At 59.4% G+C, this 22,103-nt stretch carries 20 protein-coding genes; 7 read left to right on the forward strand and 13 right to left on the reverse strand.

Features of this window, described 5'->3' with window-relative positions:
• Positions 1-37: 37 nt before the first annotated feature.
• From AC13Q5_RS18735 to AC13Q5_RS18760, 6 genes are all read left to right on the forward strand, one after another.
• Entirely contained in the window at positions 38-1,210 is a 1,173-nt protein-coding gene (locus AC13Q5_RS18735; protein ID WP_488502721.1) for a polysaccharide biosynthesis/export family protein, read from the forward strand.
• Between the two features lie 110 nt (positions 1,211-1,320).
• Positions 1,321-2,184, forward strand: a complete 864-nt coding sequence (locus AC13Q5_RS18740) for an FkbM family methyltransferase (protein ID WP_457878238.1) — start codon at positions 1,321-1,323, stop codon at positions 2,182-2,184.
• Between the two features lie 39 nt (positions 2,185-2,223).
• Positions 2,224-3,549, forward strand: a complete 1,326-nt coding sequence (locus AC13Q5_RS18745) for a glycosyltransferase family 4 protein (protein WP_488502722.1) — start codon at positions 2,224-2,226, stop codon at positions 3,547-3,549.
• Positions 3,550-3,567: 18 nt separating this feature from the next.
• On the forward strand, positions 3,568-4,623 hold the full coding sequence (locus AC13Q5_RS18750; protein WP_457878239.1) for a hypothetical protein: 1,056 nt from the start codon (positions 3,568-3,570) through the stop codon (positions 4,621-4,623).
• A gap of 237 nt (positions 4,624-4,860) precedes the next feature.
• Complete coding sequence (locus tag AC13Q5_RS18755; protein WP_075854334.1) at positions 4,861-5,592, forward strand: response regulator; 732 nt, start codon at positions 4,861-4,863, stop codon at positions 5,590-5,592.
• Positions 5,589-6,854: a sensor histidine kinase gene (locus tag AC13Q5_RS18760; RefSeq protein WP_075854242.1), complete on the forward strand. Its 1,266-nt coding sequence runs from the start codon at positions 5,589-5,591 to the stop codon at positions 6,852-6,854. The genes AC13Q5_RS18755 and AC13Q5_RS18760 overlap by 4 nt, the downstream gene beginning before the upstream one ends.
• A gap of 396 nt (positions 6,855-7,250) precedes the next feature.
• Here AC13Q5_RS18760 and AC13Q5_RS18765 read toward each other — a convergent pair whose 3' ends face one another.
• The 7 genes from AC13Q5_RS18765 to AC13Q5_RS18795 all read right to left on the reverse strand — a co-directional run bounded on the left by AC13Q5_RS18765 (position 7,251) and on the right by AC13Q5_RS18795 (position 14,592).
• Positions 7,251-9,206, reverse strand: coding sequence for a MacB family efflux pump subunit (locus AC13Q5_RS18765; RefSeq protein ID WP_488502723.1), 1,956 nt, complete (start codon positions 9,204-9,206; stop codon positions 7,251-7,253).
• Positions 9,207-9,209: 3 nt separating this feature from the next.
• Positions 9,210-10,415 carry an efflux RND transporter periplasmic adaptor subunit gene (locus AC13Q5_RS18770; RefSeq protein WP_143525461.1) on the reverse strand — a complete coding sequence of 402 codons (1,206 nt, stop codon included), beginning with the start codon at positions 10,413-10,415 and terminating at the stop codon, positions 9,210-9,212.
• A gap of 118 nt (positions 10,416-10,533) precedes the next feature.
• A complete protein-coding gene (locus AC13Q5_RS18775; protein WP_488502724.1) occupies positions 10,534-12,024 on the reverse strand; it encodes an efflux transporter outer membrane subunit in 1,491 nt (496 codons plus the stop codon).
• Positions 12,025-12,315: 291 nt separating this feature from the next.
• Positions 12,316-12,933 carry a hypothetical protein gene (locus tag AC13Q5_RS18780; RefSeq protein ID WP_488502725.1) on the reverse strand — a complete coding sequence of 206 codons (618 nt, stop codon included), beginning with the start codon at positions 12,931-12,933 and terminating at the stop codon, positions 12,316-12,318.
• Positions 12,934-13,198: 265 nt separating this feature from the next.
• On the reverse strand, positions 13,199-13,360 hold the full coding sequence (locus AC13Q5_RS18785; RefSeq protein ID WP_488502726.1) for a hypothetical protein: 162 nt from the start codon (positions 13,358-13,360) through the stop codon (positions 13,199-13,201).
• An 83-nt stretch (positions 13,361-13,443) separates the two neighbouring features.
• Positions 13,444-14,295 (reverse strand): helix-turn-helix domain-containing protein, encoded by an 852-nt coding sequence (locus tag AC13Q5_RS18790; RefSeq protein WP_488502727.1) that lies wholly within the window; start codon positions 14,293-14,295, stop codon positions 13,444-13,446.
• 69 nt (positions 14,296-14,364) lie between these two features.
• Positions 14,365-14,592 (reverse strand): DUF1127 domain-containing protein, encoded by a 228-nt coding sequence (locus AC13Q5_RS18795; RefSeq protein ID WP_075854247.1) that lies wholly within the window; start codon positions 14,590-14,592, stop codon positions 14,365-14,367.
• 229 nt (positions 14,593-14,821) lie between these two features.
• Here AC13Q5_RS18795 and AC13Q5_RS18800 point away from each other — a divergent pair, with 229 nt between their 5' ends.
• Positions 14,822-15,967, forward strand: coding sequence for a M24 family metallopeptidase (locus tag AC13Q5_RS18800; protein ID WP_488502728.1), 1,146 nt, complete (start codon positions 14,822-14,824; stop codon positions 15,965-15,967).
• A 20-nt stretch (positions 15,968-15,987) separates the two neighbouring features.
• On the opposite strand, the gene AC13Q5_RS18805 is transcribed toward AC13Q5_RS18800, so the two are convergent.
• From AC13Q5_RS18805 to AC13Q5_RS18830, 6 genes are all read right to left on the reverse strand, one after another.
• Positions 15,988-17,046, reverse strand: coding sequence for an ABC transporter ATP-binding protein (locus AC13Q5_RS18805; RefSeq protein ID WP_488502729.1), 1,059 nt, complete (start codon positions 17,044-17,046; stop codon positions 15,988-15,990).
• 4 nt (positions 17,047-17,050) lie between these two features.
• A complete protein-coding gene (locus tag AC13Q5_RS18810; RefSeq protein ID WP_075854250.1) occupies positions 17,051-17,881 on the reverse strand; it encodes a carbohydrate ABC transporter permease in 831 nt (276 codons plus the stop codon).
• A 3-nt stretch (positions 17,882-17,884) separates the two neighbouring features.
• Entirely contained in the window at positions 17,885-18,820 is a 936-nt protein-coding gene (locus AC13Q5_RS18815; RefSeq protein ID WP_457878249.1) for a carbohydrate ABC transporter permease, read from the reverse strand.
• Between the two features lie 90 nt (positions 18,821-18,910).
• Positions 18,911-20,170 carry an ABC transporter substrate-binding protein gene (locus AC13Q5_RS18820; RefSeq protein WP_075854251.1) on the reverse strand — a complete coding sequence of 420 codons (1,260 nt, stop codon included), beginning with the start codon at positions 20,168-20,170 and terminating at the stop codon, positions 18,911-18,913.
• 40 nt (positions 20,171-20,210) lie between these two features.
• Positions 20,211-21,377 (reverse strand): PLP-dependent transferase, encoded by a 1,167-nt coding sequence (locus AC13Q5_RS18825; protein ID WP_075854252.1) that lies wholly within the window; start codon positions 21,375-21,377, stop codon positions 20,211-20,213.
• The gene (locus tag AC13Q5_RS18830) at positions 21,374-22,069 is read right to left on the reverse strand and encodes a FadR/GntR family transcriptional regulator (protein WP_083961386.1); all 696 of its coding nucleotides are present in this window, start codon (positions 22,067-22,069) and stop codon (positions 21,374-21,376) included. The genes AC13Q5_RS18825 and AC13Q5_RS18830 overlap by 4 nt, the downstream gene beginning before the upstream one ends.
• Positions 22,070-22,103: the final 34 nt, after the last annotated feature.

Consider the following 22,103-nt stretch of genomic DNA (forward strand, 5'->3'; position numbering starts at 1 on the left):
TTCGCCAAAACTGTCTCCATGCCATTCAGGATCGTCGATGCCGTTGAAGTTCGGATTATTGTGCGTTCTCGCCTGCGTTCTTACGGGCTGTGCTTTACCGGAGGCCGGACCCAAGGCCTCTCGCATATTGGAAGAGGCGGCAGCACGCACCACGCCGCCGTTTGCGCTGGTCGATGTCACATCGACGGCGATGGTCAGGAGCGTTGTTCGACCCGAGGCCAGCTTCGCGGCCTATTTCGGCGAGGGTGCGCGTGATCCCGGTTTGAGGATCGCCGTCGGCGATGTCGTCTCCGTCAGTCTTTGGGAGGCACCGCCTGGAAGTCTGTTTGGAACGGCGTCCAGCGCTTCAGGTCAGCAGCAGGCGACCGGCAGTTCGGTTACGATCCCGCCTCAAACCATCAATAGCGACGGGACGATCAGTATTCCCTATGTGGGGCGCATCAATGCGGTCGGCCGCACGCCCGCAGCTGTCGAACGAGCCGTGATCTCCGGCCTTGTCGGCAAGGCAGTGCAGCCGCAGGCGCTGGTAACCGTGCAGCAAAGCGCCTCGAATACCGTCACTGTCACCGGCGAGGTCGCCGGTGGCGCGCGTGTTGCGCTGTCACCCGCCGGCGATCGCGTGCTTGATGCCATCGCGGCCGCGGGAGGATTGCGCGCCGGCGTCAATGATAGCGTCGTCTATCTGACGCGGGGACGCCGCACAATGCATCTGCCCTTCACCGCGATCGTTCAAAATCCGCGTGAAAACGTAAGATTGCGACCTGAGGACGTGGTCACTGTCGTCCGGGAACCGGTCACCTACACGATTCTCGGTGCATCGGGCCAGAACGGCGAGGTGCCCTTCAGTGCACAGCATTTGACCATGGCGAATGCCGTTGCGCGCGCGGGAGGGTTGCAAGATACCCGTGCCGACGCCTCGGGCGTCTTCCTCTTCCGCTACGAGCCGCTTGATGTCGCTCGTCGCATCGTTGCCCCGAACAATCCGCTGCTGCGCAGAGGCGTGGCCGTTCCGATCGTCTATCGGTTCGATCTGAAAAACGGCTCGACGCTGCTCGCGATGCAGAACTTCGAAGTCCAGCCGCGGGATATCATCTACGTCTCCAATGCGTCCTCGATCGATATTCAGAAATTCATGGGCCTCTTCCAGGGCGTCACCGGAACGGCACTGTCGGCGGCATCGGTCGGCATAGCTGCATCTACGGCAAACTGAGGGCCGTGTGAAGGACCGAGAGAGGGGCGGAAGGGTGACTCGCTGGGATTTCATGACGTTGGCCAGCCTGCGAGAATACGCGGCAGGCATGCCGGACCGAGAGAGATAAAATGAGTTCTTCGGCACTGCTACATCTTCATGAATTGATGGCTTTCGACAGGCATCAGGCCGAGGCTGCGATCCTGCAGCGGGTCAGCAGCGCCTATCTTGGAAGTCATACGGCCCTGGTCCGCGTGCTCGGTCGCTACAAACTCTACATCGATACCCGCGACAGGGGCTTCGGCTCTCACGTTCTTCTGGACGGTTTTTGGGAAATCTGGCTGACGTTGTTTTGCGCACGTAACGTCAAGCGCGGCATGACCGCGATCGATGTCGGCGCGAATTTCGGCTATTACTCTCTTTTGCTTGCCGAGCTGGTGGGAGCCAAAGGCGAGTTGATCGCCGTCGAACCCAATCCGCATGCGGCTGACTTCCTGCGTCGCAGCATCGAGCTCAATGGGCTGCTCGGCCGGACACGGATCGAAAGGCTGGCGCTCGGCGCCACAATAGCGGGCGAAGCATCCTTTTACATTCCCCATAGCGAGCCAAAAAACGCGCTGATCGTTTCAGAGACTTTCCAGCCTGATGCCCAGGATGGCGCAGTCATCAAGGTTCCCGTGACCACTCTCGATCGATTGGGGGACGCCTGCTCGCGTGTCGATTTCATAAAGATCGACGCGGAGGGGGCTGAGCAAGTCATCCTTGAAGGAATGAGCGAAACCATTGCCCGTCACAAGCCGATGCTCGTCGTCGAGTTCAATCCTGGCCGCTATGCCGACGCGCACGGTTTCCTCGAGCGTCTTGCCGGCATCTATGGGTCGCTGCGGCGCCTCGATTTCAGTGGCGAGGCCGTTCCAGTCACCGGCGAGGACTTGCTTTCGAAATATGGGGCCGACGATTCGCTGCTCGTCCTGTCGCGTGACAAACCAGCTTGAGAGCGAAGAGGGATTCCAGATGCTGAAGGAGAGGTGGGAGTGAGCCAGACGATCCTTTACGACGGCCTCAATCTTTCTCTGAAAAAAGGTACTGGTGTTGCGACCTATACCCGCAGCCTGATGTCGACCGCCCAGTCCCTCGGCTATCAGACGGGGGTGGTTCATGGAATGCCGGGAAACGTCCCGAAGGACCCTGTCCTGCGGGAAGTGCTGCTATTCGATGACGCCAGCGCCCGCGTTCCTGGTGCAGTTGCGATCGCAAGGCGCTGGCTGCGGCGTCGCATCGCCGCCCCGTTCGGCGTCAGGCCGGTTCCGATCCCGTTGAGCGGCACTGTCATTCTGAAATCGCTCCAATCGCAATTCGGTACCTCCGACGCGGTCTATGCAGCCAATGACCTGTTTCAGCTCGCGCGATACCACTTCAAACGCTACGGCAACAGTCTCACGATGAAGTTCGAGATCCAGCCGGATCTTCTCCATTGCACCTATCCGATGCCGATCGCGGCGAAGAGGGCGTTGAATATATATACGATCCATGATCTCGTTCCCTTGCGGCTGCCCTATCTGACCGAGGACGACAAGCGCTATCACTACAAGATGCTGCGTTCACTGGTCCGGCGAGCCGATCATATCGTGACAGTCTCTGAAACCTCGCGCGCCGATATCATCAAGGTTCTGGGCGCCGATGAGGCGCGCGTCAGCAATACCTATCAGGCCGTTCACGTGCCGGAGCGACTTCGCGAGAAGCCGGCCGATGTAGTCGCCGACGAAGTTGCCGGTATCTTCCATCTCGATTGGAAGGGTTATTTCCTTTTCTTCGGCGCTTTCGAGCCGAAAAAGAACATCTCTCGGCTGATCGAGGCCTATCTCGCCGCAAAGACATCCAAGCCGCTTATCATCGTCGGTGCTCCGGGATGGAAGGGCGCGGAAACGCAGCAGCTCATCGATGATGACCGGTTTCGCTTCTATCTTCGCGCGGAAGACCGCATCCTGCCGCAACGGCAGATCCAGCGCTTCGATTTCGTGTCCTATCCTTTGCTGATCAGTCTGATCAGGGGTGCGCGCGCGGTGCTGTTTCCCTCGCTTTACGAAGGTTTCGGCCTGCCGGTGCTGGAATCCATGCAGCTTGGAACGCCGGTCCTGAGCTCCACGGAAGGATCGATCCCCGAAATAGCCGGAAATGCCGCGCTGCTGGTCGATCCCTATGACACGGAGGAGATGCGCAAAGCGATCGTCAGTCTGGATCAGGACGATGGGTTGTGCGCCTCGTTTGCCAAGTCCGGCCCCAGGCAGGCCGCCCGTTTTTCAACGGATCGATATCAGCAGAAGGTGAGCGCGCTTTATGACAGCCTCTTCAACGGATAGCCGCAGGAAGGGTGGGCCATGACCATCCTCTTTGCATTCGGGATGCCGGGCGTCATGTCCTCCTGGGGCGTTGCCGCAGTGCATGCTTTGGCCCGCGAAGCCTTCGGCGACTATGCGATCATCGCAACCGATACGGTGGAGGACCTCAAGCAGCATGTCGTAGCGCAAACGGGCATGCATGCCGTTCTCGTCTCGCAATTTCCGGAAGCCAGGCTTTCGGAATTGATCCTCAGGGTCAATGTGCCGTTTCTATTGTTTCTCGAGGATCCTCTCGACGCGGTTTCATATCTGGCTCGAGCAACCGAGCAACGGGATATTAGTCTGGTCAGGGCCGTCTCGGCCAGCCTTGCCTGCCTGGAGCCACTGGCGAGCGCCTCGGGAGCGCTCATCTTGCGTCGCAACGACATCGATCAAAAGGGCAGCATAGATCTGCTTCTGAAGACGATAGACCGGCATTTCAGTACGGATCTCAAACTTGAGCAGATTGCAAATGCGTTGCTGCATGTCGGTATGGCGCCGGCCGGACAGCCGTCGCATGCCGAGCCACCGAAACTGGAGGAGGCTGCGGCGGCGGTGATCGCCGGATATCTCATGCCACAGGAGGCTGTGCCGGAGGTCAGCGAGGCTCTGCGCGAGACGGCAAGGAAAGTTCTTCGTCCCTTGGAATTTGACCGCCGGGAAAGCTCGGGCGCCACCATCTTCTGGCCTCAGGAGACATTTCTGTCCGGCGACAGCTTGGGGCAGACCCTGGATGAGCTTGTGGACCTCACCGGGGGAGCCCGTTGCCTTATCTATGGCCCTTATCTTCACTTGCCGACAGGTCGCTGGAATGCGAAGTTTGTTTTCGATGTCGACGAAGACTGTCAGGGGCAGATCTTCACCGTCGAGGTACATGCGGCCGAATTGCTGGGGAGGCTGCGTGTTCGCCCGGAAGGCACCGGCTCGTTCGAGGCGGCGGTACCCGTCAATATTGTCGATCCGCGTGCGCCGATCGAAATTCGACTGATGATGGATAGCGGTGCCATCGAAGGGCGGCTTTCCGCCTGGAGCGTCGAATGGTTGCGGGCGGCCTGACAGCCGGCATGCCGCGGCCTTTGAAGGCCACCGGTAAGCAGAGGCTTTCGCCGCGTTGACGCATCAACTGTAGCGGATTTCATTTTTCGCGAATTATTTTGTTACCCAACATTTCCGGTGCCGGGAATTTTGTAAACGAATGTTTCTATGCGGGATTTTTCCGTATTGGCGCCGCAAAACCCTTCTTTTCAGGCAAACCATAGTTTGTATAAGAATTGAGAAAACGGAATGAAGCCCATGAACGCCAGCGCCGCACCCGATATTCTGATAGTCGACGACGACCACGAAATACGATCTCTCCTGAGCAGATATCTCGAGGAGCAGGGGTTCCGCGTATCGACGGCAAGCGATCTGCGCGGATGCAACGATGCGCTCAACCGGCGTCATCCGGATCTCCTCGTCCTGGATGTCATGCTTCCTGATGGGTCGGGCCTCGATCTTTGCCGCGATCTGCGAAACCGCCGCCCCCGGGTGCCGGTCATTCTGCTGACCGCCCTGAAAGAGGACATAGATCGCATTCTCGGTCTTGAGATCGGCGCCGACGACTACCTCGGCAAGCCGTTCAATCCGCGTGAACTGGCCGCACGCATCCGTGCGGTCCTGCGCCGCACGAACGAAGATTCCTCATTGGAGCCTGAGCAGAGGCGCTATCAATTCGCGAGCATGCTGCTCGATCCGCAGCTTCGCCGGGTCAGCAGAGAAAACGGCGAGGTGATTTCGCTGACGGGCGCTGAGTTCGACCTTCTGAAGGCTTTCCTGGAGCGTGCAGGCCGGCTCTTGTCGCGTGATCAGTTGCTCGACCTGACGCAGGGACGCGATCGCGATCCGGCTGATCGCTCGATCGACGTCCTGATGAGCCGGCTGCGCCGCAAGCTTGGGGAAACGATAGAAGAGCCCATCTTCAGGACAATCCGCAATGGAGGCTATCAGCTCGTCGTTCCGGTAACGGCTATCAAAGGCGATTCATGAGGTCGCTTGGCGCGCGCTTGGCGCTACTTTTGATGACCGCTATCGTTCTGGTCGTCATTTCCTCGTCCTTCGTGGCAAGCCTCGTCATGCGCGGGCCACGTCCGGATATGACAGTCGAACGGATGGCCCATCAGCTCTCCATTCTTGCCACTTTCGCAGAGAAGGACAGAACCACGGCGGCATCGGCCGGATTGGTCGTCGCCCCCGGGCCTGCTGAAGGTCAACGCGACGAAGAATTGTCTCGTTTTCTGATGGAGGCTCTGCTTCGAATATCCGGCATGCGCGAGGCTGTCATAGTGCGCCAATCGACAGGCGAGATGATCGCGTCGCTGAAGCTTACCGACGGCAACTGGCTGATCATGCCGATGCCGGACCACGGTCCGCCACCGGGTGGATGGAAAATCCTTGTGGGATGGCTCGGCCTCATCATCATCGGCAGCGTGCTCGTCTCCATCTTTGCCGCCTCGAAGATCATGAAACCTCTGCGTTTGCTTGAAGAGGCAGTGGCGGCGATCAATCCCGACGGTACCTTGCCGCATATAGCGGAAAGCGGGCCGGGAGAAATTCGTGCGACTGCACAGGCGCTCAATGGCCTGTCTGCCCGGGTGAAGGCCGCCACTGAAAGCCGCATGCGGCTCGTTGCTGCCGCCGGACACGATCTGCGAACGCCGATGACCCGGATGCGCCTGCGGGCGGAGTTCATCCGGGATGACGAAGAGCGGCGTAAATGGTTTGCCGATCTCGAGGAGCTCGACAGGATCGCCGACAGCGCCATAGGGTTGGTCCGGGAGGAGATATCCAAGGACAGCCTGGAACAGGTCAGGCTCGACAAGATCGTCGACGATATCGTCACGGAGCTGAAGGCAATCGATATGAACGTCGAGAGCGGCGAACTGGAGCAGGCAACGATCTGCGCAGGTCCTCTCGCCGTCACCCGAGCCTTGCGAAATCTGCTCATCAATGCGGCAACGCACGGCCAGTCGGCGACGGTGACGGTGACGCATCTTGGCAATAAAGCCGTTGTGCGAATTGTCGATACCGGACCCGGCATTCCGGAGGATCGGCTCAATCAGGTGTTCGAGCCCTTCTTCCGGATCGACATCGCAAGGCAAAGATCTTTTCCAGGCGCCGGCCTTGGCATGGCCATCGCGCGTGAGATCATCACCCGATTCGGGGGCGAGATCACGGTGCGTAACCGTCAGCCGCGTGGATTGGAGCAGGTGGTATCGTTCAAGAACGCCGAGGCCAAGGTCGCAAGCTAGCGCGATCGGCGCCAACCAAATCATCGTTGCATCGCGATTTGACCATCCTTGCAAAGCCGGGATCAGCTGACGGTACATCCGCGCGATCAAACAGGCTTTACTTGCGTAGAACTCTCGAAAATTCTACATAAACCAATATTGGAAGTAAGGTCACAGAACTTACCAAATAGTTCGTGTCGGCGGAAAAGCCGAGACATTAAATTTCGCCAAAATGCCTTGTTTCAGCAACATTCAGAAATGTCAGCGCCGGTAACTGATGTAAAATCGTGGTCGATCAGCAGCTTGGCTCGAGCAGGCTTTGATCGCCCCGCATACCCGGCTTCGCCATGACGCCCCCAACACGAATGGCGAAGCCGGATTGCTTTCCGGCCCCGCCGTCAATTTTTCCCAGAAATATCAGTCTCTTGATAATGCCGCTACGGGGTCCAGCAACGATGCGTTGCGGGCCGGTAGATAGCCGAAGGTCAGGCCGATCGCGCAGGAGCATGCGAAGGCCAGAATGATTGAACTCGCCGAATAGATAAGCGTGAAGTTCGATCCGAAATAGTTGAAGGCAAAGCCGAAGCCGAGCGCTGTCGCGATGCCGAAAGCACCACCCAGCAGACATACCAGGACGGCTTCGATCAGAAACTGCTGGAGAATGTCATGACGTCGCGCGCCGACAGCCATGCGCACGCCGATCTCGGCGATACGTTCGGATACCGAAACGAGCATGATGTTCATGACGCCGATGCCCCCGACCAGCAGGGATATGACAGCGATCGCCGAGACGAGCAGTGTCATCGTTCGCGTCGTGCTGGTGATGGTCTGGCGAATATCGTCGGTGTTGAGGATAAAGAAATCCTTGGTGCCATGGCGGCGCTCCAGAAACTGCGTGACAACCGTCTCCGCCGCGGAGGTCTCGGTATTATCGGCGACCCGTACGGTAATGCTGCGCAGCGACATGTCGCCCAGCAGGCGGGCCTGGACGCCTGTATAGGGCAGATAGACGGAAAGATTGTCACTCGAGCCGAAGCCGCCTTGCTGTGAGGCGATGACGCCGATAATGCGCACGGGAACCTTGCCGATAAGGATGGTTTGCCCGAGCGGGTCGAGCCCCTTGTCGGCGAACAAGGTCGTCGCCGTGTTCTGATCGATCACCGCATCCTGTGACAAGCGCCTCACGCTATCCGCGTCGAAGAACCTGCCCGTAATGAGTTTCGATCCCTTCACGGAAAAATATGCATCGCCCACACCGTTGATGAGGGCATTTGCCTCCGTCGAGCCGAATCGCACGGTGCTGCTCGTCGAGACGGTCGGCGTGACGGCGGCAACATAGGTCAATTTCGCCAACGCATCGGCATCGGCAACCACGAGGGTCTTGATGCGACCCGAGCGCGTATCGCCGAAGCTCTTGCCGGGAAAGATTTCGAGCGTGTTGGTGCCGAGGCTATTGATATTTTCCAGAACCTTGCGCTGCGATCCCTCGCCGAGCGCGATGACGCTGACGACCGAGGCTATGCCAATGATGATGCCGAGCATGGTCAGGAACGTGCGCAGCCGATGGGCCTTGAGTGCGAGGATCGCCATCCGGAAGGCCTCCGTCAGCCGGCCGGCCATCTCCCGCCAGCCGGATTTGCCGAACCCGGCCGCGGTAGCGGAGGACTGCAATGCCGGAACTTCGCTGCTCGTACGTCGATCGGCAACGATCCGCCCATCGGAGATCTCGATGATGCGATCGGCGCGCGCAGCGACGTTCATATCGTGAGTGACGATGACCACCGTGTGGCCCTCGGCATGGAGCTCGCCAAGAATACGCAGAACTTCCTCGCCGCTCTGCCGATCGAGGGCGCCTGTGGGCTCGTCGGCAAGAATGACGTTTCCGTTGTTCATCAGGGCGCGAGCGATCGAAACCCGCTGCTGCTGGCCGCCCGAAAGCTGGCCCGGACGATGGCTGTTTCGTTCGCTCATGCCGAGCCGCTCAAGAAGCGCTGCCGCGCGCGCTCGTCTTGTTTCGCCCGGTTGTCCGGCATAGATGGCCGGTACCTCGACATTGCCGATCGCCGTCAACTCGGAAAGCAGATGGTAGCGCTGGAAGATGAAGCCGAAGTGTTCTCTGCGCAGTTTGGATAGCGCATCGCTGTCGAGGCGATGCGTCTCTTCGCCGGCGATCGCATACGTGCCGATGGTTGGACGGTCCAATAGACCGATGATGTTCATCAGCGTGGATTTGCCCGAGCCGGAAGGCCCGACGATTGCGACCATTTCGCCTTCGGCGATGGATAGGTCGACATCCTGCAGGACCGCAATCGTACGGTCGCCGGATTGATATTCGCGGCGCACGCCCTTCAATTCGATAATAGGGGAAGGCATGCGTCAGAACCCCATTGGTGGCGGAGGCCCGCCGCTGCTGGTCTTGGTAGTCGCGGCACTTGCCTCGCCAATCACAACATTCTCTCCCTCGGAGAGACCAGACAGGATCTCGGCCGAGACATTATTGTTGAGGCCGACCACGACGTTGCGACGGATTCTCTTGCCGTTGTCGCTCACGACCTGAACGGTGCGGGATCCTTCGGCAGATTTGGCGCCCAATGCGGAGGAGGGGATGGTAAGCACATCCTTGGCCTGCCCGAGAACGATGTGAACCTCTGCAGACATGTAGGTGCGAAAGTAGTTCTCGGGGTTCGGCACGGCAAACACACCATTGTAGTAGATCGCCGAGGTCGAGGATGACGATGTCGTACTGCTGCTCGACGACGTCGTGGTGGACGACGAGGTGACGCTGCTGTCGCTGGTGATCGATTCAGGTGCCGGCTCGATCGACTGCAATGTCGCGTCATACCGGGTATTAGAATCGCCAAGGATGGTGAAGTAGATCGGTTGCCCGACCTTGACCTTGACGACATCGGCTTCGGAGATCTCGGTACGAACGATCATCGTATCGAGTTGTCCGAGGATGACGATAGTCGGGGCCGATTGCGCTGCGTTCACCGTCTGGCCCTGCTGGTTGACGATGGCGAGCACCGTGCCGTCCATCGGCGCTGTGATGTGCGTGTAGGAAAGATTGGCACGCGCGGTTTCGACCGCGACTTCGGCCGATGTAATTTGCGCGTCGAGAGCGGCAATTTGGGCAGTAATCTTCTTGACGTTCGCTTCCGCGCTGTCGAGGTCCGCCTTGGAACCCGCCTGATTGCGGAATATCGTCTGCTGGCGGATAAGCGTCGTCTGTGCGTTTTCAAGATCGGCCTCGCTTTCCTGGCGCTGTGCCCTGACGTTCGCCAGGGAAGCCTGAGCGGTCTTCAGGTCGTTGCTCTGTGTGGTTGAGTCGATTTCGGCGACAAGGCTGTCCTTCTTGACGGCATCGCCAAGTTTGACATGCAGCGCCGTGATACGCCCGGAGACCTGTGCGCCGACCGCGACCAGCTTGATCGGCCTGAAGGTACCGGATGCAAGCACGGCCTCTTCGACACTGCCCCGCGTCACCGGCGCCGTGATGGCCGATGTCGTCTGCCGGTCGAAGTAGCCGTAGCGGAAAGACAGAATGCCGATTGCTGCAAGGACAATGAGACCAGCATAGAGCATGTGCCGCGGTCTGATGCTCCGCTTTGGGAGCGTTCTGCCGGGTAGAGGGCTTGCGTCCTTGGCACGTTTGGGGCTGACGGTCGCCGGTGCTTTATGTTCTAGGGTGTTCAGCATGAGATTATTTGGCCTTGGCCAGATGTGGAGCGGTATCGGTGTCAATGACGACAGGTTTGGAGACATCGACCTGTCCGTCCCAGCCTCCACCCAGCGCCTTGTTGAGTGCGATATAGTCGGTAGCGATTGATGCTCTGCTCTGGATCGCGTTCTCCTCCGCGCTATAGAGCGAGCGCTCGGCATCGAGCACATCGAGAAAGTCGACAACGCCAGCCTTGTTCATCGTGTGTGAGAGGTCCGAGGCGCGGCGATAGGAACTGCTTGAAGAGACCAGCTTGCCGTATCTCAACCGTTCCTGAGTCAGCGATACGATGGCATTTTCGACATCTTCCATGGCCGATAGAACGGCCGACTGGTAGGCGATGAAATATTGATCCCGTTCGGCCTTGGCTACGTCCACGGCGGCCTTGAGCTGTCCACCCTGGAAGATCGGCACCGTCAGGGTCGGGCCGAATGTCCATCCGATGGAGGACTTCTTCGCGAGATCGCCGATACTGGCGGCCGACGAGGAAATGTCGCCGGTCAGGGAGATCGACGGATAACGATTGGCTTCGGCCTGACCGATCTTTGCAGTGTATTGGGCAAGCTGCCGTTCGGCCAGACGAACATCCGGCCGCGAAATCAGAATATCGGCGGGGATGCCGACCGCGACATTCATCTTGGGGCTCGGAATCGGGCCGCCTCCCTTGAGCTTGTCCTCAAGCGTGGTCGGGGGCTTGCCCAGCAGCACACCCAGACGATGGACAGCTTCCGAATAGGAGATTTCGTAGGTCGGGATATCCGCCTCCGTACTATTGGCGAGCGCGTCGGCTTTGGCTGTATCGACGCCGGTGGCGCTGCCGGCCTTATATTCCTCATGGGTAAGAGCTGCGCTTTGGCGCTGCGATGCGGCGGTGCGCCTGGCCAGATCACGCAGCGCCTGATATTCGCGCGCCTGGACATAATAGGACGCGACATCGCCGATCAGGGTCAGCATGGTGTCGCGCAGCTGTTCATCCGCTGCATCGACACCGTATTTCGCCGCCTCCGCGGCGCGTTTGTTGCCGCCGAAGAGATCGAGCTCCCAGCTGGCATCGAAACCGCCGTCGTACAATGTGGAAAAGGTCGCATCGGTCGTGCCGCCTTCCGCAGCCGATGTGCGTGTGCGCGCCGCTGAAGCTGTTCCCGACGCTGTTGGCAGCAATGCGCCCTTCTGTTCCCGATAGGTGGCGCGCGCTTCTCGGATCTTTGCCTTGGCTGTCGCAACATCAAGATTGCTGGCGATCGCCTCTTCGATGAGCGCATCAAGGGTAGGATCCTTGAGCTGTTTCCACCATTGCGACAATTGCGGGGCCTGCGAGGGCTTGCTTCCGGCCTTGCTACCCCAATGCGTCGGCATGGCAGGGTCTGGTGTCTTATAATCCGGTCCTACGACGCAGCCCGTCAGTGTCCCGGCGAGCACGGCGGCAATGGCAATATTCGATAGTCCCGTGTTTGAGCGCAAACATATCGGCAAGATTTCTATCCCTGGCTTGTTGATCCTATGCATGGCCTTGGTTGAGGCCAGGAAGACGACGGAGCATTTAGGGGGACCATCGTTTCCTCAACGGAGAAGGATGGCGGTGCTCACACGCCATTGGTCCGGGAGCGCCGGGCGGGGCGTTCCCGGACCATTCGGCCCGACGATGGGCCGCTCCTTCCAACCAACAGGGGCGTCCGGGGGGATCTCAATTGGTTGGAGGCGGAGAGGAAATGGTCGTCGTGATGAGGCAGAGGGGTTTCTCCTAGAAAGACCCTCTGTCAACGATCAGCGGAACGGATGCGGACCAGGAATAAGCGATCGCTCCGCATCCTCTAGTTTAGTGAGCTGATCGGCGTTCAGCACGTTACGCAGAGCAACAGCCTTGTCCTTGAGAACCTTGGCCTTGGCGGCGCGATCCAGCATGCGGTCGGCCAGGCGCTCTCCGAAAAGCTGAGCTTGCCCGTCGCCCTGATGGGCGGCCTGGGAAGCGGCAGCATCATCGGCGGCCGGCGGTTCCGGCAGCTCATTCTTCGCAGGAGTCAGGAGATCGATCAGAGCGCTGGTATAATCCCGCCAAGCGTCGAGCTGGTTGCTGCGGACGCCGATCAGTGTTTCGAGCGCCGACAATTTTTCTGCTATCATCAGGGCCGGGTTCGGCCTGTACGGCGGAGGGCCTGGCGGCATGGGCATGCCGCCGCCAAAGGCCATCATCGGCCCTTCGGGATGGCGGCCCTGGAAATACCAGTCGTCCGACGGCGGGCCGACCGGACCCGGCTGCGCGGCTTCGGCGCCTGCGGGCTTTTGCTGGTCTGATGCGATTTCTGCGCCGGCTGCATAAGCCGAAGCGGTTGCGCCGCCAATTGCCGTTACCAATAAGGCAGCGACGATAAGTCGTTTCTTCATAATCAATGCCTTCGCTACGAATGACTGCTGCAAAGGCTAGTGGGAGCTTATGTATACAATACGTCGATATATTTCCGAACTTTTCCCGCAAGGGGAATATTGCGAACGAAGTTTGCTGATGGCCTGACAGCAACGCTTCATTACAAATTCCTTTATTGTCGCCTTAAAGTTCACGCTTCGATGTAATGACACGTAGGGTGTGGCCGATTACAGATTGTAGATGGAGAGAGCTGCCGTTCGGCGAAAGCTCTCTCCACGGCCGTTGCTATTCCTTGGCTCCGGAAGCAGCCGATGTCGATTGATCTGCCTCCTTCAAGGCGACCGCACATTCCTCGCAGCACACTTCGACCGATTTGCCGCCGAGATTGACCTTGATGGTCTCGGCGCCGAGTTCGCAGTCGCAAGCGGCACATGTGGTTCTCTTCATCTCATGATCCTTTCCTGATCGATCCCCCTTGCCGGGGCAGGATCATGAGAGCACTGATCATCACATCAGCGCTGTCAGAATCTTTAGCGAGCCGTGTAGCGCTTGGGCCTCAGCTGCGCCGAGCGCTGGAATTCCGCCGGCGTCAGGCCATAGGTCTGTTTGAAGGCGGCGCTGAAATGGCTGTGGCTGGAAAAACCGAGATCGAGCCCGAGCATGGTCAGGTCGTCGTATGAGCCCAGGAGATCGAGTGCGCGCGCCAGCCGCAGCCGCAGCTGATAGCGATAGAGCGGCATGGCTTCGACCTGCTGGAAGACCTGCGTCAGATAAACGGGCGAGACGCCGACGTCCTTGGCGATCTCCGCAAGCGTCCACCGCCGCGCAAGATCGGAGGAGAGAACAAGCTTTGCCCGATCGACGAGCTTCTGCCGGCCGTAACTTGCGCCAGCCGCATGCGATGTCCGCTCGCCGAGGGAGCGGCGCACAAGCGTCAATGCCAGTGTTTCGCCTTCCAGGCCCTCGGCTATGTTGCGGCTGAGCCCATGGCGAAGCATCGCGATGAGCGCCTGTGCCCGTGGATCGATGCGTCGGCGCTGGCGACGAAAGATAGCGCTTTCCCCGGGTTGAACCTGTTCCTTTGGCGCGAGCTCGTGAAGAGCGCTCTCGTCGATCATGAGATCGAGACAGGAATCGCCGCCGTCGACAGGATGGCTAATACGGTATCCCTGTCCCCGATTGAAGAAAAGCACCTGATTTGCTTCCGCAACGGCATCGCTCCGGCCGACATGGCGCTTGAAGACACCGCGGTAGGGATAGACGAGGCTCGTCTTGTGGGCGCATTCCTCGCTGCTCTTATGCCGGCATTCGCCATCGCAGACGACATCGCGGATGAGGACGGTCTTCGTCTTCAGCAGCAAGGCTGTCGAAATTTGTGACATGCCGAAATCCCCACCTCAGCGCCGATGCTCGCTGCACTTGCAAAGCTTAGCACGTCCTGCGCCATGTTTTTAGTAGCGGCTGTAAACATGGACATCGCTTCCATTCTGGCCACGAGAAAGGCCGATGTCTTTCAACTGATCGTCCGACAGTTCCATAAGCGCATTGCGATTCCTGCGTTCGGCCATCTTGCGCGCCAGCAGATGTACAAGATTTAGCAACCTCGAAAGCGGCGCGCGTTGGGTCTTGTAGTGACTACGGACGCGTTCGGAAGACACTAGGGTGTTTGCGGCTTGCATGGTGATACTCCACCGTCTGTTTCGATGAAGACAGTGAACCATCGGGACAGCATCCGCGCTGTCAGATAATTTAGTGATCGACAGCGGCAGAAACCATTCGGCAAGCCAATCGTGACCTATCTGTATTTTCTTTGTCGACATAATGCCCGAGAGAGCGATAGTGTCGGCGCCGTTCCGCTTGCTGCGATGATAAAGGCATGCAGGGCGAATATCATTGAGGAGACTAGGAATGTCGTGGCAACACCCAGTACCCCGGATCACGGAGGAAGAGAGGCAGCAGCGCCTTTCAAGGCTTCGAAAGCTGCTCGACGCGCAGGGACTGGCTGGCATGCTTCTCGGGCCGACCGAAAGCCTGCGTTACTTTACGGGACTCGTCTGGCATGCGAGCGAGCGGTTCCTTGGAGCCTTGGTTACGCAGACCGGGTTCCATTACATCGTACCGGGCTTCGAGCGCAGCCGGGTCGAAACCCTGCCGCATCTGCCGGCCGAAATCCTCGAATGGCAGGAAGAGGAGAGCAGCGCGGCGCTCATCGCCCGCGTGCTCGGCGATAAGGGCGTTTTGGCGCTCGACGACAACATGCCGCTTTACTTCTATAACGCGTTGGCCGCCAAGCTTGGAACTGAAAGGCTTGTCAATGGCGGGCCGATCATCAACGGCCTGCGCCGCATCAAATCCCCCGCCGAAATCGCGCTCATTCAATATGCCATGAGCCTGACGCTCGACGTGCACAAGCAGGCGCATGCCCTGCTTAAGCCGGGGATTCTCGCGTCGGAAGTGGTCGAGTTCATCGACCGGCGTCATCGCGAGGCCGGTGCCCATGGCGGCTCGACCTTCTGCATCGTGTCCTTCGGGGAAGCCACGTCCTTGCCGCACGGCGCAGATGGCGATCAGACGCTCGGCGAAGACGACGTTATTCTGGTTGATACGGGCGCCCGCATCGATGGCTATCATTCTGATCTGACACGGACATACAAGCTGAAGAGCGGCGACAGCGCTTTCGAAGATGCCTGGGCGATCGAACGCGAGGCGCAGCAGGCCGTTTTCGACGCGGCAAAACTCGGCGCTGCCTGTTCCAGCCTGGATGATGCGGCGCGCGCCGTGCTGGCGAGACATTCGCTCGGGCCTGACTACAAGCTGCCGGGATTGCCGCATCGCGCCGGTCACGGCCTTGGCCTCGAAATTCACGAGGAGCCCTATATCGTGCGCGGCAACCCGACGGAACTCGCGCCCGGCATGTGTTTCTCAAACGAGCCGATGATCGTCTTCCCGCAGAAATTCGGCATTCGGGTCGAGGATCACATCTACATGACCACGGACGGCCCGCGTTGGTTTACACAACCGTCCAGCGGGCCGACCGAGCCGTTTGCGAACTGAGAATTTTGGAAAGGGCGGCGTCAGGTCGCCCTTTTCCCTTCCTCGTTGAAGAGGTGCAGATGCTGCGCCGGGAAGGCGACATTGACCTGCGTGCCGGCGCTCAGGGCGGTGCGATCCAAGGTGAACACCTTGAACGGCAGGCCGTGCAGCGAAAGATGCAGGATGATGCCGAAGCCGGTGGGTTCGATGAGCTCGACATTGGCGGCCATGTCGGACGGATTGGACGACAGCACGACATGCTCCGGCCGAATGCCGAGCGTCACCTTCGCACCATCAGCCAATTTTAGCGGCGCGGGCAGCGCAACGAGCGTGCCGTCCTTGAGCTTGACGCCATTGCCCTCATAAGTCGCGTCCAGGAAGTTCATGCCGGGAGAGCCGATGAAGCCGGCCACGAAGAGATTGGCTGGCTGATCGTAGAGTTCGAGCGGGCTTCCGACCTGCTGAACCACGCCGCCATGCATGGCAACGATCCGATCCGCCAGCGTCATCGCCTCGATCTGATCGTGCGTCACGTAGATCGACGTCGCTTTAAGGTCGCCGTGCAACTTCTTGATTTCGGCTCGCATCTGCTCGCGAAGGCGGGCGTCGAGATTCGATAGCGGCTCGTCGAAAAGGAAGGCTTTCGGCTGCCGCACGATGGCGCGGCCCATCGCGACGCGCTGGCGCTGGCCGCCGGAAAGCGCTTTCGGTCGGCGTTCAAGCAGAGGATCGAGACCGAGCTTGGATGCCGCACCGGCGACAGCCTTGGCGATGCCATCCTTGGCTACTTTCCGTAGCCGCAGGCTGTAGCTCATGTTGCCAGCGACGTTCATATGCGGATAGAGCGCATAGGACTGGAAGACCATGGCGATGTCGCGGTCCTTCGGATGCAGTTCGTTGACGCGGTTGTCGGCAATGCGGATTTCGCCGCCGCTGATGTCCTCGAGGCCGGCGATCATCCTCAGCAGCGTGGACTTGCCACACCCTGAGGGACCGACAAGAACGACGAACTCGCCGTCCTTGATCCTGAGGTCGATGTCGTGCAGCACCTGCACGTGGCCGTAGGCTTTCTTGACGTTTTGAATATCGATCGATGCCATTTGACTAACCCTTGACCGCGCCGGCCGTCAGGCCCTGCACGAGATAGCGTTGGATGAGCAGGAAGAAGAGCGCGGCCGGAATGAGCGCCATGACGCCCGCCGCCATCATCTGCCCGAAATCCACCGAGAATTTCGAGACGAAGGTGAGAAGCCCGACCGGGAAGGTCGCGGCTTGATTGCCGTTAATCAGCATCAGCGCGAAGAGCAGTTCGCTCCATGCCGCCGTAAAGACGAAGCCGAGCGTCGCGGCGATGCCGGGCAGGGTCAACGGCAGAATGATCTGCCGGAAGGCGGTGAACTGTGTCGCACCGTCGATCATTGCAGCTTCTTCCAGATCCTTTGGAATGCCGTCAAAGAAGGACTGCATCAGGAAGGTGGCGAAGGGCACGTTGAACGCTGTGTAAACAATGACAAGGCCGGTGAGGCTGTTGGTCAGGTGCAGCGGCGTCAGGATCTTGAAGATCGGCGCGACCAGCATGACCAGCGGAAACATCTGGGTCAGCAGCATCAGCGCCACGATCCAGTATTTGGCACGGAAGTTGAAGCGCGAAAGCGCATAGCCGGAGAGCGATGCGCAGATCGTCACCGCAATCGCCGTCGAGCCAGCGACGATCAGGCTGTTCTTGAAGAAGGTCGGGAAATCGCTGTGCTGCAGCACGAAGGCATAATGTTCCCAAGTCGTGCGCGATGGCCACATGCGCACGCCTTCGGTATAGAGCAGATCGTTCGGTGTCACCGAGACCTTGAGCAGCCAGAACAATGGGAAGAGCGCAAAGACGACGTAGCAAAGAATTGCCAGACGGTGTGCGATGGTAGGCAGGATGGATCGTCTCATGGCTCAATCCTTGTTCAGCAGGGTCTGCCGCAGCAGGATGATCAGCATGGAATAGGCAAGCAGGAGCACCAGCAGTACCAAGGCGATGGCCGAGGCATAGCCGAAATCCAGCCGCTTGAAGGCCTGCGTGAAGATGTAGCTGGCGACGATCTGCGTGCGGTCGGCGGGGCCGCCGCCCGTCATGACAACGATCAAATCGGCGAAATTGGAGACCCAGACCGTGCGCAGGAGCACGGTGATGGCGATGGTCGGGGCGAGGAAGGGAAGCGTGATCGAGCGGAAACGTTCGAACCAGCCGGCACCATCGATCGAGGCCGCCTCATAGAGATCGCGCGGGATCGCCTGGAGAGCTGCCAGAAGCGTGATCGCGAAGAAGGGAATACCCCACCAGACATTGGCGACGATCGGCCCCCACATCGCATAATTCGGGTCCGACAGAATGTTGTTCGGTTCGCTCATCAGGCCGAGCGCATAGAGCCAGTGCGGTATCGGGCCGATGACCGGATTGAACAGCCATGACCAGTTGAGACCGGCGAGGAAGGAAGGAACGGCCCAGGGCAGGAATACGAGCGCCTGAACGATCGATCTGCCGAAGAAAGGCTTATCCAGCAGCAGCGCCAGGATCAGTCCGAAGATGAACTGCAGCAAGACCGAAGCGCCGGTCCACCAGAGCGTGTTCTTCAGCGCCCAGTAGAAGGCCTTATCCTTGGCGAGATCGCGAAAATGCTCGAGACCGATAAATCCGCCGGAAAACGGATTGAGCAGCTGAATATCGCGGAAGGCGTAGGATATGCCAATCGCCAGCGGCACCAGCATCACGGCGATGATGAGGATGAGAGCAGGCGCGCTGTAGAGATAGGGCTCCGAGGCGTCGGCCAGGCGCTTCAGCCACGGCCTGCGGTCGTGACGCCTGTCGAGCGTGTCGGTGATCGAAGTCATCTGCAAGAGTTCCCATTCGCGGCGTTCGGACGCCGTCTGTTTCAAGCGGACAGAAACGGCGGCGGATCGCTCCGCCGCCGGATATGCGTTTTATTTCTTGGCGAGGAATTTCTGCTGGGCCTTGGTCAGGTAATCAGCCCACTGGTCGGCGAGGTCTTTTGCCGAGATATCGCCGAGCAATGCCTGCTGCGAGGTCTTGATGGCGAGCGAATCCTTGAAGAAGGCGAATTCCTCAAGATAGGTCGGCATGACGGTCGGCACGGTGTCCTTGTCGGCCAATTCCTGGAACCAGCCCTTGAACTGATCGCCGGCGTAGAAGGGGTCCTTTTCCGCAGCCGTGTAGGCCGGCAGCGCACCGATCTTCTTGTTCCACTCCAGATTGCCTTCCTTGCCTTCAAGGGTTGCGATCAGCTTCCAGGATAGATCCTTGTTCTGGCTCGTCGCGAACATCGACCAGCCGGCATAACCGATGGTCGGGAAGGATTTGCCGTCCGGACCCTTCGGCAGCGGGGCCACGCCGAAATCATCCTTGTTCATGCGCTCGGCGACGGCGATCAGCGCGTCCGGATCCTGGTCGAGGAAGGCGCAGGTACCGGAATAGAAGCCGGCGACGACTTCGTTGAAGCCCCAGTTGACGCTATCCTTCGGCGCATAGCCCTTCTTGTAGAGATCGACCATCCACTCGATGCCCTTGGCCCAGCCGGGGCTGTTCATCGTCGATGTGCCGTCATCCTTGAAGTACTTGTTGTCGCCGGCCATGGAGGCGGCGAAGATCATCCAGCCGTTAAGGCCTCCCGGGCCGCCGCGCATGCAGTAGCCGTATTTGCCAGGCTGCTTGGAGACGGCTTCGGATGCCTTGACGAACTCGTCCATCGTCTTCGGCGGTTCGGCGATGCCGGCATCCTTCAGGAGCTTCTTGTTGTAGAACATGGCGCGCAGATAGAAGCCGTAGGGCAGCATATAGGCGGTATTCTTCACGTCGCGGCCGAGCTGGAGCGCGCGCGGCGTCAATTCACTCGTATGCTCCCATTTCGCCAGGTAAGGCTCCAGGCTTTCGAGCATGCCATTATTGCCGTAGAGCGACAGCCAGGTGTCCGGCATTTCCATCACGTCAGGCGTATCGCCGGCAGAAACCATGGTGGCGAACTTCTGGAAGGCTTCGTTCCAGGGCAGGGAGATGATGTCGACCTTTGTGCCGGGATTTGCGGCCTCGAACTTGGCGACGATCGACTTGAGCGTCTCGGTGCGCTCCGGGCTCGTGATGACTTCCACGAGCTTCAGCGTCGTATCGGCAAAGGCGGTGCCGCCCATCAAAGCGGTAAAGAGTGCTGCTGTTATCAGTCTTTTCATGTTGGTTCCCCTTTTAGGTTTTCCTCTCAGATTGACGATGTCACGAGGCGGCGGCGATTGCCTCCTCGAGTTCCTTCCACAGAGCCTCGGTTCCTTCGAGGCCGACATGGAGACGTACGGAGCGTGGATTGATGCCGAAGGTATGCGCTGAATTCGGCTGCGCCTTTTGCTGCAGCACGACTTCGCCCGGCACGATCAGGCTCTCATGCCCGCCCCAGCTCACACCCAGCTTGAAGAGCTTGAGGCGATCCGCGAATGCACGCACATCCACGCCTTCGCGGAAAATGAACGAAAACAGACCCGAGGTGCCGTTCAAGCCAGCTGGTAGCCGGTTGGCGAGGCCCGGATGGCAGACCTGCTCGACGACATCGAGCTCCTGCAGGCGCTTGGCGATCGTCAGGGCAGCCGCCTCATGTGCCTTCATGCGGATCGGCAGCGTACGCAGACCGCGGATCAACAGCCACGCGTCGAAGGGCGAAAGCTTGCCGCCGAGATAGGGATAGGCTTCTGCCTTCAGCCGCGCGATCATCTCTTTCGAACCTGCGACCACGCCGGCGACCACATCGCTGTGCCCACCAAGATATTTGGAGGCGGAATGGATGACGAGGTCGACGCCGAGCTTCAGCGGCTGCTGGAAATAGGGCGTTGCCCAGCTGTTGTCGATCATGGAAACGACGCCATGCTGCTTGGCGAGAGCTGCCAGCGCACCGACATCATGCGCCTCCATGACCCAGCTGGTCGGGCTTTCCATGTAGAAGACCTTCGCACCCGGAAGCGCCTTGGCGACGGCCTCCTCATCGCGACCGTCGACATAGGTCACGTCCACCTTCATGCGTTTCAGGACCGTGCCGAACAAACGGAAAGCGTCGGGATAGACATGCTTGACTGCGACGATCCTGTCGCCCGGCTCGACGAAACTCAGTACGGCAGATGAGATTGCCGCCATGCCGCTGGCAAAGCCAAGCGCATCCTCGGCGCCTTCAAGTTTCGCCAGCATTTCCTCGAACAGACGTACCGTCGGATTAAGGCCGCGCGTATAGGTCGGCCGCACCTTCTCGCCACGATAGGAGGCAATCATCTCGTCATAGCTGGAGAAGGTGAAGAGCGATGTCTGGAAGATCGGCGGCACCACGGCATCGGCAAAATTGCCGTCGTCATGGGCGGTGATAAGGGATGCGAGTTCGAACGGCTCTAGCCCGTCAGTCATTTGGACATTTCCTTGATGTCTTCCTCGACTACGTCGAGAATTTTCAGTGTCTCGGCGCGCGCAGCCTCGGGATCCTGGTCGACGATCGCGTTGAACAGCGTGCGGTGATAAGGGAAGGACCGGCGGGCAAAGTCCTGCCGATCGAAGGGATGATCCCAGAAGCGCTCGAAGGTTTCGCGCATCTGTTCGAGAAGTTGCCGGAACAGCGGATTGTGCGTGGCGTCATAGACGGCAAGATGGAAAGCGAGGTCTTCCGGCCCGGATGTGCCCTTGGCCATATGCACACGCTCCATCTCGTTAAGCTTCTCTTCGATGATGACGATGTCTTCATCCGTTCGCTTCCTTGCAGCCACCATGCCGGCCTCGCATTCGATGCCGCGACGGACCTCCAGCGTCTGCAAGAGCGCATCGCGCAGATGGGACGGATTGAAGGAGAGCGGCATATGGATCGTCGCCTTCGAAACCGGCTTCAGCAGATAGGTACCGCTGCCTTTGCGCGTTTCCATGACACCGAGCGCCTGGAAGTAGGTGATCACCTCGCGGATGGTGGAACGTCCAACCGAAAGCGCCGCCATCAGCTCGCGCTCGGTCGGTAGTCGGTCACCGGCTCGCAGCTTCGACGATTCGATGAAGGTCGACAGCGCCTCGATGACTTGCTGCGTCCGATCGATGGAAGGAAGAGGGGTAAGCATGGGTTTTGTCATGGGACAATAAATTGGTCTGACA

This window comes from Martinezella sp. CNPSo 3964 (assembly GCF_057784375.1).